The organism is Desulfospira joergensenii DSM 10085, from assembly GCF_000420085.1.
Taxonomy (GTDB): Bacteria; Desulfobacterota; Desulfobacteria; order Desulfobacterales; family Desulfobacteraceae; genus Desulfospira; species Desulfospira joergensenii.
The window spans coordinates 658650-673465 of sequence record NZ_ATUG01000003.1; the positions used below are offsets into that span (position 1 = coordinate 658650).

Genomic DNA, 14816 nt, shown 5'->3' on the forward strand with positions numbered 1-14816 from the left:
AGAAAAAGGAGGTGGTGCCGATATCTTATCCCTTGAAATCATAACCTTTTTTAGCTGAAAACCAAAGATCCAAAGGAGATAACTGATGAGCAAAAAAGATGTTGCCGAGACCACAGAAGCCCAAATCGCCGTCCACTGGAAAGAGGAAGACTACTACTATCCTTCATCAAAATTTATCGGCCAGGCCAACCTTACTGATCCGGATGTTTTTGAAAAATTCAGCCTGGACCATTTTCCTGATTATTATACGGATTTTGCCGAGATGTTGACGTGGTACAAGTATTGGGACGAAGTTCTGGATACCAGTGATGCTCCCTGCTTCAAATGGTTTAAAGGCGGCCTGATCAACGCCAGCTACAATTGTATCGACCGCCATCTGAAAGACAATAAAAATAAAACCGCCATCCATTTTGTCCCTGAACCCGAGTCGGAAAGAGTCGATCATATCACCTACCAGGAGCTCTATGTCAGGGTGAATGAGATGGCCGCTCTGCTCAGGGACTCGGCCAAGCTCAAAAGGGGCGACCGGGTCACCATCCATATGCCCATGTCGGCCGAGCTGCCCATCACCATGCTGGCCTGCGCCAGGCTGGGCGTGATCCACTCCGTGGTATTCGGGGGGTTTTCAGCCAGCGCCAGTGCGGACAGGATCGTGGATTCCCAGTCCAGGGTATTGATCGTCATGGACTCCTATTACCGGTCCGGCACTCTCCTGAACCACAAGATCAACGCAGACGATGCTGTTAAAATAGCCGAAGAGCAGGGCCAGAAAGTGGACACGGTACTGGTCTGGCAGAGATATCCGGGCAAATATTCCTCTGAGACCCCTCTGAAGGACGGCCGGGATATTGTCATCAACGAAGAATTGAAAAAATATTACGGAGCAAGGGTGGAACCGGAAAAAATGCTCTCGGAAGATCCTCTGTTCCTCATGTACACTTCGGGCACCACGGGCAAACCCAAGGGCTGTCAGCACGGCACCGGCGGCTATCTGGCCTATGTCACGGCCATGTCAAAATATATCCAGGACATCCATCCTGAAGACGTATACTGGTGTATGGCCGATATCGGCTGGATCACAGGCCACTCCTTCATCGTATACGGCCCCCTGGCCCTGTGCGCATCCTCGGTGATATACGAGGGAGTCCCCACCTACCCCGATGCGGGAAGATCCTGGAGAATCGCCCAGGATCTGGATGTAAACATCTTTCATACCGCACCGACGGCCATCAGGGCGCTACGGAAAATCGGTCCGGACGAACCGGCCAAATACACCTACCACTTCAAGCATATGACCACCGTAGGAGAACCCATTGAGCCGGAGGTATGGAAATGGTACGAGTCCGCCGTGGGCAAGGGCGAGGCCATCATCGTGGATACCTGGTGGCAGACGGAAACCGGAGGCTTCCTATGCTCCACGGTTCCGGGCATCAAACCCATGAAACCGGGCAGTGCAGGTCCGGGAGTACCCGGCATTCATCCCATCATCCTTGACGATGACGGAAACGAGATCAAGGAACCCGGAATTGCCGGAAACATCTGCATCCAGAACCCATGGCCCGGCATGTTCCAGACCATATGGGGAGACCGGGACCGGTTCGTGGACACCTATTTTGCCCGGTATTGCACCAACCCGGATTCCAAGGACTGGAAAGACTGGCCCTACCTGACAGGTGATGCGGCCATGAGGGCCGAAGACGGCTATTACAGAATCCTGGGCCGGATCGATGACGTCATAAACGTCTCCGGCCACCGCTTGGGAACCAAGGAGATCGAGTCTGCCGCCCTGGTTGTGGATGAAGTAGCTGAATCTGCCGTTGTTCCGGTGGCACACGACATCAAGGGCAAGGAACCGGATCTTTATATTGCCCTGAAACCCGGGATCAATCCCAGCGAAGAGATCGCCAAAAAGATCTCAGACGCCATCTGCGACCAGATCGGAAAGATCGCCAAACCCAGAAAGGTCTGGCTGGTACCGGATATGCCCAAGACCCGTTCCGGCAAGATTATGAGACGGGTGCTCGGTGCCATTTCCAACCATTCCGACGTTGGCAATGTAATGACCCTGGCCAATCCCGAGGTGGTGGAGGAAATCAGAACCATGGTCCAGGATTAAACCAAGGGATATGATATGAGATTTGAGACAGACCTTAGGAAATTTCAAATCTCATATCTTTACAAATGTTGAATACCTTATTTGAGGAGAAAATTAATGTCCAATTCCTATGCGGATGCCCACGAGAAATCAATTAATGATCCTGAGGGGTTTTGGGGCCCCATTGCTGAAGACTGCCACTGGTACAAACCCTGGGACAAAGTCCTGGACGACTCCAACCTTCCCTTTTACCGCTGGTTCGCAGGCGGTGAAACCAATACATGTTTCAATGCCGTTGACCTCCACGTGGAAAACGGTCTGGGAGACCAGGATGCCATCATTTACGACAGCCCGGTCACCGATACCATTAAAAAGTATACTTATAAAGATCTCAAGGAAGAGGTCTCCCTGTTTGCAGGGGTTTTGGCCTCAAAAGGAGTGACCAAGGGAGACCGGGTAATCATCTATATGCCCATGATCCCGGAGGCGGTTTTTGCCATGCTGGCCTGCGCCCGGATCGGTGCGGTTCACTCTGTGGTTTTCGGGGGGTTTGCCGCCAACGAACTGGCCACCCGGATCAACGATGCCAAACCCAAGGTCATCGTAACCGCCTCCTGCGGCATTGAGGTGAAAAAGGTGATTCAGTACAAACCTCTCCTGGACGAGGCCATTGAATTATCAGATTCAAAACCGGATGCCTGCATTATCTTCCAAAGGCCCCAGGCAAAGGCTGAAATGACCGACGGAAGAGATTTTGACTGGAAAGATGCCATGACCCAGGCTGCACCCCATGACTGTGTTCCCGTGGCAGCCACAGACCCCCTGTATATCCTGTACACTTCAGGTACCACGGGCCAGCCCAAGGGCGTGGTCCGGGATAACGGCGGTCACATGGTGGCATTGAAATGGAGCATGAGCGCCATCTACGGTGTAAACCAGGGAGATGTCTACTGGGCCGCCTCAGACATCGGCTGGGTAGTGGGCCACTCCTATATTGTTTACGGTCCACTTCTCAAGGGCTGCACAACCATCCTGTTCGAAGGCAAACCCGTGGGCACCCCGGATGCCTCGGTCTTCTGGCGGATCATCTCCCAGCACAAGGTAAAGACCTTGTTCACCGCACCCACGGCCTTCAGGGCCATCAAGCGGGAAGATCCCCAAGCCCAGTTAATGAGCGGTTTTGATCTGTCCCCATTCAAATATCTTTTTCTGGCAGGAGAAAGGCTCGACCCGGACACCCTGACCTGGGCGGAAAACAGCCTCAAGGTTCCGGTGATCGACCATTGGTGGCAGACCGAGACAGGCTGGGCCATTGCAGCCAATTGCGTGGGTATCGAACAATTTGAAGTCAAGCCGGGTTCCCCCACAAAAGCCGCTCCCGGCTGGAACCTGGCGGTTCTCGGAGAAGACGGCCATCCGGTTGGCCCCGGAGAGATCGGCGCCATTGTGGCCAAACTCCCCCTGCCCCCGGGCACCCTGCCTACCCTGTGGCAGAACGACGAGAGGTACAAGGAATCCTATCTTTCCGAATTCCCGGGATACTATGAAACCGCCGATGCCGGATTCATTGACGAGGACGGATATGTCTTTGTCATGGCCCGTACCGACGATATCATCAATGTGGCCGGACACAGGCTCTCAACAGGAGCCATGGAAGAGGTCATTGCAGAACATCCCGATGTGGCCGAATGTGCGGTCATGGGGGTTGGCGATTCCCTGAAAGGCCAGATACCTCTCGGCATGATGGTCGTGAATGCCGGGGTGGACCGGCCCGAAGAAGAGATCGTTAAAGAGGTGGTTCAGCTGGTCCGGAATAAAATCGGTCCTGTGGCCGCTTTTAAGACGGCAACGGTGGTCAAACGGCTTCCCAAAACAAGATCGGGAAAGATCCTGAGGGGCACCATGCGCTCCATTGCAGACCAAAAAAGCTACAAGGTCCCTGCAACCATAGATGATTATACCATCCTGGATGAAATTGAAGATTCTTTAGGTAAGATCGGGTATGGAAAAAAGGCGTAACAGCAAAAGCACATATGTCCAAACTCAATTTGAAAGGGGGTGGTGCGATATGCCCTGATTATCCTGAAACACCTGATAATCAATAAAATCCGATCAACACTTTTAATAAAGATGAAACAGGAGGAAACATTTTATGGACCCTAAGATGTGGGTATACATCCTATTAGGATTATATATTATTTACTGTTTCTGGTGGGGCCTCAGGGGATTTTTTACTGAGAAAAAAGCGGCAGGTTATGCCATTGCCGGCCGTTCCATACCCTTTATCGCCTTTTTGATGGCGGCAACGGCTGCCTCGTTTTCAGGCTGGACATTTATCGGGCACCCAGGTTTGATCTGGAAGGCAGGTCTCGTCTATGCCTATGCCTCTTTTTATGTATTAACCATTCCCATTACCGGTGCGTTTTTCGCCAAGAGAAACTGGCTCATGGGCAAACGGTACGGCTTTATCACCCCGGGTGATATGTTTGCCTACTACTACAACAACGAGGCTGTCAGATGGCTCACCGTTATCGCGGCCTTTCTCTATTCCATTTTCTACTCCGGCCTCCAGCTCATTGCGGCTGCCAAGCTCTTCTACTGGGTAGCCGGCGTACCCCAGACCTTCGGCCTGATCTTCATGGCCTTTATCGTCTGGTTCTACGTGGTCACCGGCGGACTTAAAGCCTCCACCTGGGTGGGCGTGCTTCAGTTCTGCCTCCTGGTCGGCGGCATTATCCTGCTGGGCTTTTATACCGTCACCTCTCCGCTGTTCGGAGGATGGTCCGGCTTTGCACAGTCCCTGAGCGGCCTTGAAGACAAGTACATGCAGGTACCGGGACTCATCCATTTCGGTCTGGGCACCGGCGGATGGACCGCGGTCATGATCCTGACTTACATGTTTGCCCTCATGGGCATCCAGTCCTCCCCCGCCTTTACCCTGTGGAACTTCGGTATCGCCTCACCCAAGCCCCTGGCCTGGCAGCAGGTGTTCATGTCCACCTTTGTGGTTGGTCTGGCCCTGTTCTTCTTCACGGCCTTCCAGGGTATGGGAGCCAGGATCCTGATGATGGCCGGAGAGCTGGCACCCAAGGTTGACGGCGACGTAGTTCCCATGCTCATGACCAAATTCCTTCCCGGACCGGTCCTGGGCCTGGTCTTCCTGGGCGCCATTGCAGCCATTCACTCCACGGCCGCTCCCTACATCGGCACCGGGGGTACCATCATCCAGAGGGACGTCTGGTGGCGGTATGTCAGAAAACAGGGTGGTTCCCATTCCGAGCAGATCTGGACCAACCGGATCTTCGCCACCATCCTGGCCGCTGCCGCAGTTATCGTCAGCCTGACCTCCTCCGATGCCATTGTTATGATCGGGGGGTTTGCCACGGCATTCGGGACCATCATGTACCTCTGCCTCATGGGCGTACACTGGGGATTCAGATATCCCAGCGTCGGCGTAGTCCTCGGGCTTTTGGCGGCCATTGTCGCCTGCTTTTTGACCTATTACGTCTGGAAATATCCCCTGTCCATCCATACGGCCGGCTGGGGCATCTTTGTAGGCCTTGCCGTGGCCTATCTCTGCCGCGGTATTGGTATCAAAGACAGCCAGGAAACCATTGACCGCCAGAAAGAGGTCAGGGAATGGCTCGATTCCGTGGACGGACCTTCCGAAAAAGGAAAAGTCTGGCGTTCCCGGATGAAGATCCTGGTTCCCCTGTGGTATCTACTGGCCCTGGGACCCGGTGTTCTCATCGGCAATACGGCCATCACCTTCTGCGGTTTCCCGCCCATCTGGGCATGGCAGATCATCTGGTGGATCGTCGGTATCGTGATGATGTGGGCCCTGTGCTTCAAGGCAGAGATGTCCACCACCAGCGAAGAGCAGATCCGCAGAGCAGATGTGGAAACAATGGATGTCACCAAAGAAGCAGACTGATATTGGTGGCGGGCAGGAGCTGCGGGTGAACTCCTTCAGCTGCTCCCTAAAAACTGAACAAAAGGAGACAAGATTATGGCATTAGAAGATAAATATCTGATTGCAACCATTATCTTCTGCATCCTGTTCACGGCCTCATTTGGCTGGGGATGGTGGGGATAGGTAAACAAAGGATAAAGGATGAGAGCTAAGGGATGATTCTTTCATTCTGCGGCTTTCATCGTTCTTTTGTATCTGCAAGAGTGTATAATAAAAAAACTTTAAGACGAGGGATTCAGGACATGAAGCCGTGTTCTGAATCCCTCTTGGTTCCGGCCCCTATCTTTTCATAAGCACAATGGATATCCAATGGAGGCGGTATGCGAAAACCTGATTCTTTCATCCTTCATCCTTTATCCTTTATCCTTTGATTGTAAAGGTCATGATCCAAACCAACCGATTCTGGAAATTCTCCTTCTTAAGCGCCGGTATTGTCCTCATGCTCTCAGCCTGCATCCTCGGATATATCTGGTCCGGGCTGACCCTGGACCAGACCCGGGTCCTGACCGAGATTCTCCAGAGTAATATATATGCGCTTCTTGGACTGTTTTTTATTCTGTCTTCTGCTTTCTGGGTGATCTCCGATATTGTCTATACCCTCTATATAAAGCCCATCAAAAAAATATCGGCAGAGGCCCAGGTCATCTATGCCTCCAATCCCTCCCACCGCCTGACCGTTAAAGGAAATAAGGATATCGCCACCCTGGCCTGTGTAATCAACGATTTTGCCGACATGTTCGAGAACCTGAACAAAAACATCACCCGGCAGATCCTGTCCGCCAGGAAAGAGACGGAAAAAGAAAGAAATCTTCTGGCCGCCATCATGTCTGAAATCCCCCACGGCGTGATTATCTGCAACAAAAGCGGCAGGATTATCCTGTTCAATTCACTTGCCAAGAAGATGTTCACCCATAAGATATATCCGGGAAAAACTGAGCGGTTCATCGGCCTGGGCCGGTCCATTTTTCATCTCATCGACAAAAGCCTCATTGCCCATGCCATGGAAGAAATCGGAAACCAGCTCAGTACCCGGAAGGAGAGTTCAGGTTCTTATTTCATCACCCCGATCTACACCCACAGGCTCATCAGTGTGGAGGCCATTCCGGTGCTGGATAAGGACAGGGGCATGACAGGGTTCATCCTGGCCTTTCAGGAGATATCCCAGGACATTCAAAAATACGAAACCATTGAAAACCAGCTTTTTTCCTTTAGGCAGTCCCTGGAAAACCATATCCGTGAAACGTCGGGCTTAATGGAAAAAATGTTTATTCCTGGCCAGGTCCTGGAAAACCATCCTGAACTGGACCGGGAATTCAATGAACGCTGCCGAACCCTTGAAAGGGAATTTCTGCGGACATCCGGCATGATTCAGGACATTTCCCTTTCAAAGCTCCCCCTGACCAGCCTGGACCTGAATCAATTTCTCGTGATGGTCCAGAAAAAAGCCGGAGTGAACCATAATATCCGGATCAATCTTTTCAATCCTCTCAAGGACAAACAGATCCGGGCAGACACCTATTCCCTGACCAGTGCCATCGTCTTTCTTATGGTATCCATCTCAGACATGGTCACCCTGCATGAGTTTGATCTCCATGTTTCAGCCGAAGGGCAGACCCTCTGTTTTGAGATCGGTTGGACCGGTTCCCCCCTTGCAGTGGAAAAAATCGAAAAAATAAAAAAGAAAAGAATCAACGCCCTTCCCCATTTTGATTATGTCCTGAAACTGAACAACTCCCATCTCCAGGTAGTGGGGGAAGCCAAAACCGATAAAATCAGGATCTCCACGCGGATCAGCGATGAGGTTACCGGTTCTGCTGAACACAGATCGCCTGTACTGGCCGGTTCCCGGCCTGAATTTTACAATTTCAACCTCTTTAAGACCGAGGATCAGGCCAGACCTCTCCTGGATACCCAGCTAAGATCCCTCACCTTTACGGTTTTTGATACAGAGACCACGGGCCTGAATCCGGAAGCAGGAGATGAGATCGTCTCCATCGGCGCCGTCCGGATTGTCAAGAATCGAATCGTTTACCAGGATTTTTTTGAGGAACTCATAGATCCCCAAAGGGAAATCCCCATAGAATCCTACAGAATCCACGGCATCAACTATGAAATGGTGCGGGGAAAGGACACCATTGACAAAGTTCTGGCCAGATTTAAGGGATTTGCCTCGGACACGGTATTTTTAGGCCATAACATCGCCTTTGACCTGAAGATGCTCAAAGTGAAGGAAAAAACCACCGGCATAAAATTTTCCAACCCTTCCCTGGATACCCTGCTGCTCTCTGCCGTGCTTCATCCCATTCATGAACAGCATGACATGGAAAATATTGCCAGGCGCCTGGGGGTCAATATCATCGGCCGCCATACTGCCCTGGGAGACGCCCTGACCACGGCTGAAATTTTCCTGAAACTGATTCCCATTTTAAATGCCAACGGGATATTGACCTTGAAAGATGCCTTGAAAGCCTCGAAAAAAACCTATTATGCCCGGCTGAAATACTAAGGAGAAAGGGGACTTGAAAGAGGAAACAAGAACTGATAACTAGTCTGGGTATACTCCAAGTTTATGGGAGAGTCTTTAAATGATTTTGCATTTTCAGGAATATGCACAAAATGATCATTTGGGCATCCCGGCAGTGATTTTTAAGAATACAGGTGGCCATTGCAGCAGTCCCATCGGTTTACGAGACAGATCTCCGGCCCTGCCGGTGATTGCTGACTTTTTTGATTTGACTTCATTAAGGAGGAATCTGGCATGGAAGAAGAGTTGAGCACGAAAAAACCGTGGATGATGTTTGCAGGAATTTGTTCCGTTGTCATTGGGATTGTTCTTCTCTGTGTGATTATGGGAGGATACACCAGTCTCCTGCGGGCCAAAAGCCGGGTCAACGCGGCAAAATTACAATGGACCAAGGAATGTGCCCAAAGATCGGAGATGGTCAAGGCCCTTTCTGACATGGCCCGGACAAGCATGGACCCGGAGTCTGTGGATAAAGTTCTGGAAAATGAACGCCAGGCTTCGGTCGTCCTGGACCGGATGAACGAAATCGAAACCCCTCTTGACCCGGAACTTATCCTTGATTTTAAAGCCTCCCAGACCCGCATAACTCAGGATATTTCCCAGCTTGTTCTGGAACTGGAACAAAATAATTCCGTCCGGGATTCCAAATCCTATCAGGATTTGGTCACTTCCATCAGGGAGCATCAGGAGATCCTCTTTTACGCGGGCAGGCGGTACAACAAAGATGCCCGGTATTTCAACCAGAGAAAAACAGTATTTCCCGGATTTTTCGTGGCAAAATGGTTCGGACTTGCCCAGATAACCTTTCCGGAAATACCTGCGGATATTTTCAATGCTCTGGAAACCGGTTCGGCTAAAGAATCTTCCTAACCATGATCTTTAGGGAAATACTTTTATGAAGCAAAAATCCATTGGCCCGCCTTTTTCTTTATTGTCAAAAACCGAGGAAAAGGATCTTTCTTCCTGGTTTTCCTATGAGACCCATCCCCGGGGTTCCATGGTTATGGTCCAGGAAATCAGCCGGCTGAACAAACTCTATGTACTTTCTAAGGGATCGGCCTTCTATTATTTTGAACAGGACAACCAGAAAATCCTGTCTGGAAAGATGACTCCCGGGGACAATTTCGGGGGAATTTCCATCCTGCTGAACTCGGGCATTGCCATACGGACCCTTACAACCCTTGAGGAAAGCATCTTTTTAACCATTGAAGCCGCCTCTTTCTCAGACCTGTGTAAAAAAAACCCTGGATTTCAAAGCTATTTCACCGATGCCTTCGGCCTTCTCATGCTGGACAGCGCCTTTGCCGGCATCATCGCCCGGCAGTACAGGGACAAAAGTCTGAACCTTCCTTTTTTCAACCAGCCCATTTCCGCCATTTTCCGGCCCAACATCGCCACCTGTCCCCAAACCACCTCCATTGCTGAGGCGGCCAAAAAAATGAGCCGGCATAATGCCAGCGCCATTCTGGTCAAAGAGGATACCGGAAAGGTAACCGGAATCGTCACCGACGCAGACCTGAGAGAAAAGATCCTGGCAAGGGACAGGCCCGGGACCGATCCGGTGTCAGGGATCATGTCCTCCCCCCTGATTTTCATTCCAGCGGACTCCCAGGTGTTTGAAGCCTTTCTCACCATGATTCAAAAGGATAAGCGCCATCTGGTGGTCTGCGGAAAATCAGGCAATGTCACGGGGATTTTAACGGAAAAAGATCTGATTGCCAGCCAGACCCGGGCCACCTTTCTTCTGCTTAAGTCCATCAAGGCTGCCAAGGGGATGGCTGAGATCGAAAACATTCACGCAAAGCTCTGCCGGATGCTTCTCGACCCCATCAGAAACGGGGCCAATCCCGAGTATATCACCCGGCTGATAACGACCTTTTCCGATGCGGTGATTGAAAAGGTTATGGAGTTCAGTCTAGAAGAGACAGGTCCGCCCCCCTGCCCCTTTGTTTTTCTTACCATGGGTTCCGAAGGCAGGGAGGAGCAGACCCTGATATCGGACCAGGACAATGCCATTGTGTTTCAGGATATTGAAGACAAATCAGAGGCTGACCGGGCCAAAACCTATTTTGACGCCCTTGCCGGAAAGGTCTGTTCCCGGCTTGACCGGGCCGGATACCGGTTCTGCGACGGGGACAACATGGCCCAGAATCCCAAATGGTGCCAGCCCCTGTCTGTGTGGAAGCAGTATTTCAACCAGTGGATCCGGGCTGCCAAACCCGAAGACCTGCTTTACTCCAGTATATTTTTTGACTTTAAAGGCACATTTGGAGATATTGACCTGGCCCGAGAACTTAAGGATTACCTTTTGGATTCCATCCAGGGCTGGTCCGGTTTCCTGAGAAATTTAACCGAGAACACCCTCTATTTCAAGCCCCCCATCGGCCTATTCGGCAAATTCATCGTTGAAACCGAAGGCCCGCACAAAGATTCCCTGGACATCAAATATGCCATCCTCCCCATTGTGGATTTTTCAAGGGTATATGCCCTGAAAAACGGGATCAGCCAGACCAACACCCTGGTCAGACTCTTCCGGCTCTATACCAAACATGCTCTGACCAACAAGGAGTATACGGATATTGTCCAGGCCTATAACTTTCTTATGAATTTAAGATTCAGAAGACAGATCACCACCATCATGGACGAAGATCTGATACCGGACAACTACGTCAACCCGGGCAATCTTTCGCATCTTGACCGGCACATGCTCAGGGAAGTCTTCAGGATGGTTGAAAAGATGCAGCAGAAAATCGGCATAGAGTTTACCGGGGTGGCCTGAAATGGACCTGTCTTCTTCTTCCCCTGATCCTGCTACCCTTGTGGGTGCCCATTTCTCAACGGCCAAGGGGATAGAGAATTCAATTTATGAAGCCCAAGGCCTGGGATGCAGGGTGCTCCAGGTCTTCACCAGAAACGCACGGACCTGGAAGGAAAAGACCCCCTCGGACAAAGAAATCAAGCTTTTCCGCCGGGCAAGGCAGGAGGCCAAGATCCAATGGGTGCTTTCCCATGCCACCTACCTGATCAATATCGCCTCCAATGACAGGGAAAAGCTTGAAAAGTCCAGAACCGCCCTGGAAGCTGAAATGAACCGTTCCGCCCTGCTGGGGATTGATCATGTGGTCCTCCACCCCGGGGCCCACTTGGGCCGGGGCGAAGAAGCCGGTCTTGAAACTGCAGCCGAATCCCTGACCCGGATCCTGGAAAACAGAAAGAGTACCGGACCCAGGCTTCTCCTCGAAACTACGGCGGGCCAGGGAACCTGCCTGGGCGCAACCTTTGAACAGATTGCATGGCTGCTTGATCGTGTCGGACGTCCTGATCTCAGCGGGGTCTGCCTGGATTCCAGCCACATGTTTGCGGCCGGGTATGATCTAAGGACTCCCCTGGCCTGGAAAAAGACCCGGGATCAGCTCGATGAGATTATCGGCCTTGGACGGATCTATGCCATCCATCTCAACGATTCTAAAACTCCCTTGGGATCCAGGAAAGACCGGCACGACCATATCGGAAAAGGCCATATCGGAAAAACCGGTTTTGAGATGATCATGAGGGATCCCGGATTAATAGATCTTCCCAAGATACTTGAAACCCCTAAATTTAACGGCGATATTTCCATGGATCCGAAGAACCTGGCCTTTCTGCGAAACATGATTCCCGGGAAAAACAAATAGGCCCTTGTCTGCGATATCCGGCAGAAATCCCTGTAACATTAGCCGATTGACAACCCGGGCCAAATCGAATATCATCCAGTCACAGGTTGAAACAAACAACCTCGGTTCCGCCAAATTTCGACGCTCCGGAGATGATATGAACAAAAAAGAGAAATCGTTCAACGGCGATCTTCAATTTGCCGAAGAATCCTCGATTCTGCCTGGGAAATCCAGCGACTGCTATAAGCTGCTGATTGTCGACGATGAAAACGAAGTCCATGTGATGACCAAACTGGTCTTGTCCGACTATGAATACCAGGGCATGGGGCTTGAATTTTTATCTGCTTTTTCAGGAGAAGAGGCTAAGGCCATGATAAAAAAAGATCCGGGCATTGCCTGTATTCTTTTGGATGTGGTTATGGAAACCGAGGATGCCGGTCTTGAGGTGGCAAAATTTATCAGGGAAACAGAGAACAACCAGAAAATACGGATTATCCTCAGAACCGGTCAGCCCGGAAAGGCACCGGAGAAAAAAATCATCCTGAACTATGATATCAACGACTACAAGGAAAAGACCGAGCTGACCACCCAGAAACTCTTCACTACGGTGACCACGGCACTGAGATCTTACAGCCACCTGACAGAACTTGAGGAAAAAACAAAGGAAATAGAATCCAAGAATCTCCGACTCAACGAAGAGATTGCCAGGCGTATCGTGGCTGAATCCAACCTGACCAAATACAATAGAAGCCTTGAAAAGATGATCCAGATCAAGAGCGCCCGCCTGGAAAAGGCTCTGATCACCCTGGAAACCCAGGAAATTGAATTCCTCCAGGCCAGGAAGGTGGTCATGGTTTCAGACATTTCATCGGCTTCCCTGGCCACCCTGCATGAATCCGGTAATCAGGTCATGTCCAACCTGAATACCATAGATAATTATCGCCAGGAGATCACCCTTCTCCTTGAAAAGTATCAGGTACTCCAGGAAATCATCAACAGCCGTAAAAAAATGGATGAAGTTCAGGAACCGGTCGTAAAAACCATCCAGGAGATTAACCATCATAAGACCCGGATGGATCTGGAAAACATTCTCAAGGTCTATCCCGAAATCATAGAAGACTCGGCCCGGGGCATTGAACAGATCAGCCAGGCGGTTTCAGATATGAGACTCATCATAGAATCCGGCCAGGAACCTGCCAGGAAAACAGATGTCAACCTGATCATTGAGGACGTACTCAAAGAGATGAAAAATTCCTTTGATACCAAGGTGGAGGTTCAAATGAATCTAGGGGAGGTTCCGGAAATATCCCTTCCGGAAACCGGGTTTAAAACCGCTGTCACAGCCGTAATCAAAAACGGATTTCAGGCCATGGAGACCCGGGGAATCATCTCCGTGTCCACCCGGTATCAGGACCGGGAGATTATCATCGGGGTCAGCGATGTGGGCTGCGGGATCTTGCCTGAACACCTGCCCCATGTCTTCAAGCCGTATTTTACCGGTGAAAAGAAGAATTCAAAGGGTCTGGGTCTTTCCCTTGCCAGACATATCATTCTCAACTGCAACGGTGATATCGACATCACCAGCACACCCAGGGAGGGAACCTCTGTCGTTCTCCGGCTCAAGACAGACAGGTCCCGGAAAAATTCAGAGCCCCCTCAAGGGTTATAATCTAAATTCTTTTTTACAATGGGTGCAGGAGGCGATATCCGGAACCTGCCTGCAGTGAAGACATTTGTCCGCAAGTATCCTTTCTTTGCCCTGGGACTTACCGCAATTTGGACAGGTCCAGTCTTTTTTTGTGGAAACGATCTTATGGCAGTGGGGACATTTAATGGGAACTTTTCTGAACAGAAGAAAGAGAATCCCGCTGAAAATAAAAAAAGGCCCCATTAATTTGAACTGGGGGCTGTCTGCAAATTTTTCAATCTCAGAGGCGCCGGTCAGTATGATATAGAAAAGGAATGCAATGGCAGTAACGGCAAGGAATTTGAACCGAAAATGAAAAAACACATTGGGCAGGGGCTTGTCTTCCATAAAATCCCTCCTGGGCTGGTGTCCGGACCATATCCAGACACGGATTTGCAATCATCCACGGGTTAGGGCAAGAAAGTCATATGCTTCATCTTTTGTTTTCGCCCAATTGAGCCCCCCTGTCAATTATTATCTGTTCATTCTTTCTACTTTGGCCGGGAGGAAATTTTGGAAATTCACCCAAAAGATTCAAAAATAAGGGATTACAGGATTGAAATTTTTAAATTTCTTATATATGACAATAGGGAAGTCAATTCATGAAGCCTGCTTCCTGGAATCGACAGGGCGAAGCTACGTCTGATTTCTGAACCCCAAAAAAGGAGGACATTTCTTCAAACCATCCGGAAACCATTATTCTTATTGATTTTCGCCTGATTCTCCCATTCATCTTCGAGTTCGTTCTCCCGCTGGTCCCACGCTGATTTTCCTGTTCACCTTCCCGCTCTTTTTTATTCTCCTTTTCATTTTCCCGATCACTATTTCACCTTTTTGTTCCATGCTCTTTTTATCCCGGCACCTGATTTAATTTTTCAACCTGC

The 14816-nt window shown here is 50.4% G+C and carries 10 protein-coding genes; 9 read left to right on the forward strand and 1 reads right to left on the reverse strand.

Features of this window, described 5'->3' with window-relative positions; all coding sequences use genetic code 11:
* Positions 1-85 precede the first annotated feature (85 nt).
* The 9 genes from acs (at position 86) to F608_RS35405 (ending at position 13914) form a co-directional block, all read left to right on the forward strand.
* Positions 86-2116: an acetate--CoA ligase gene (gene acs, locus F608_RS0127085; RefSeq protein WP_022668896.1), complete on the forward strand. Its 2031-nt coding sequence runs from the start codon at positions 86-88 to the stop codon at positions 2114-2116.
* Between the two features lie 96 nt (positions 2117-2212).
* Positions 2213-4114 carry a propionyl-CoA synthetase gene (locus F608_RS0127090; protein WP_022668897.1) on the forward strand — a complete coding sequence of 634 codons (1902 nt, stop codon included), beginning with the start codon at positions 2213-2215 and terminating at the stop codon, positions 4112-4114.
* 133 nt (positions 4115-4247) lie between these two features.
* A complete protein-coding gene (locus F608_RS0127095) occupies positions 4248-6029 on the forward strand; it encodes a sodium:solute symporter family protein (protein ID WP_022668898.1) in 1782 nt (593 codons plus the stop codon).
* Between the two features lie 421 nt (positions 6030-6450).
* Complete coding sequence (locus F608_RS0127105; RefSeq protein WP_084681297.1) at positions 6451-8574, forward strand: 3'-5' exonuclease; 2124 nt, start codon at positions 6451-6453, stop codon at positions 8572-8574.
* A 79-nt stretch (positions 8575-8653) separates the two neighbouring features.
* Entirely contained in the window at positions 8654-8842 is a 189-nt protein-coding gene (locus F608_RS36390; RefSeq protein WP_153307618.1) for a hypothetical protein, read from the forward strand.
* The gene (locus F608_RS0127110; protein ID WP_022668900.1) at positions 8827-9462 is read left to right on the forward strand and encodes a LemA family protein; all 636 of its coding nucleotides are present in this window, start codon (positions 8827-8829) and stop codon (positions 9460-9462) included. The genes F608_RS36390 and F608_RS0127110 overlap by 16 nt, the downstream gene beginning before the upstream one ends.
* Positions 9463-9487: 25 nt before the next feature.
* Positions 9488-11371, forward strand: a complete 1884-nt coding sequence (locus tag F608_RS0127115; protein ID WP_022668901.1) for a DUF294 nucleotidyltransferase-like domain-containing protein — start codon at positions 9488-9490, stop codon at positions 11369-11371.
* A 1-nt stretch (position 11372) separates the two neighbouring features.
* Positions 11373-12266 carry a deoxyribonuclease IV gene (locus F608_RS0127120; protein WP_022668902.1) on the forward strand — a complete coding sequence of 298 codons (894 nt, stop codon included), beginning with the start codon at positions 11373-11375 and terminating at the stop codon, positions 12264-12266.
* A gap of 136 nt (positions 12267-12402) precedes the next feature.
* Entirely contained in the window at positions 12403-13914 is a 1512-nt protein-coding gene (locus tag F608_RS35405; RefSeq protein ID WP_022668903.1) for an ATP-binding protein, read from the forward strand.
* On the opposite strand, the gene F608_RS0127130 is transcribed toward F608_RS35405, so the two are convergent.
* The gene (locus F608_RS0127130) at positions 13909-14280 is read right to left on the reverse strand and encodes a hypothetical protein (protein WP_022668904.1); all 372 of its coding nucleotides are present in this window, start codon (positions 14278-14280) and stop codon (positions 13909-13911) included. The two genes, F608_RS35405 and F608_RS0127130, sit on opposite strands and share 6 nt — an antisense overlap.
* Positions 14281-14816: the final 536 nt, after the last annotated feature.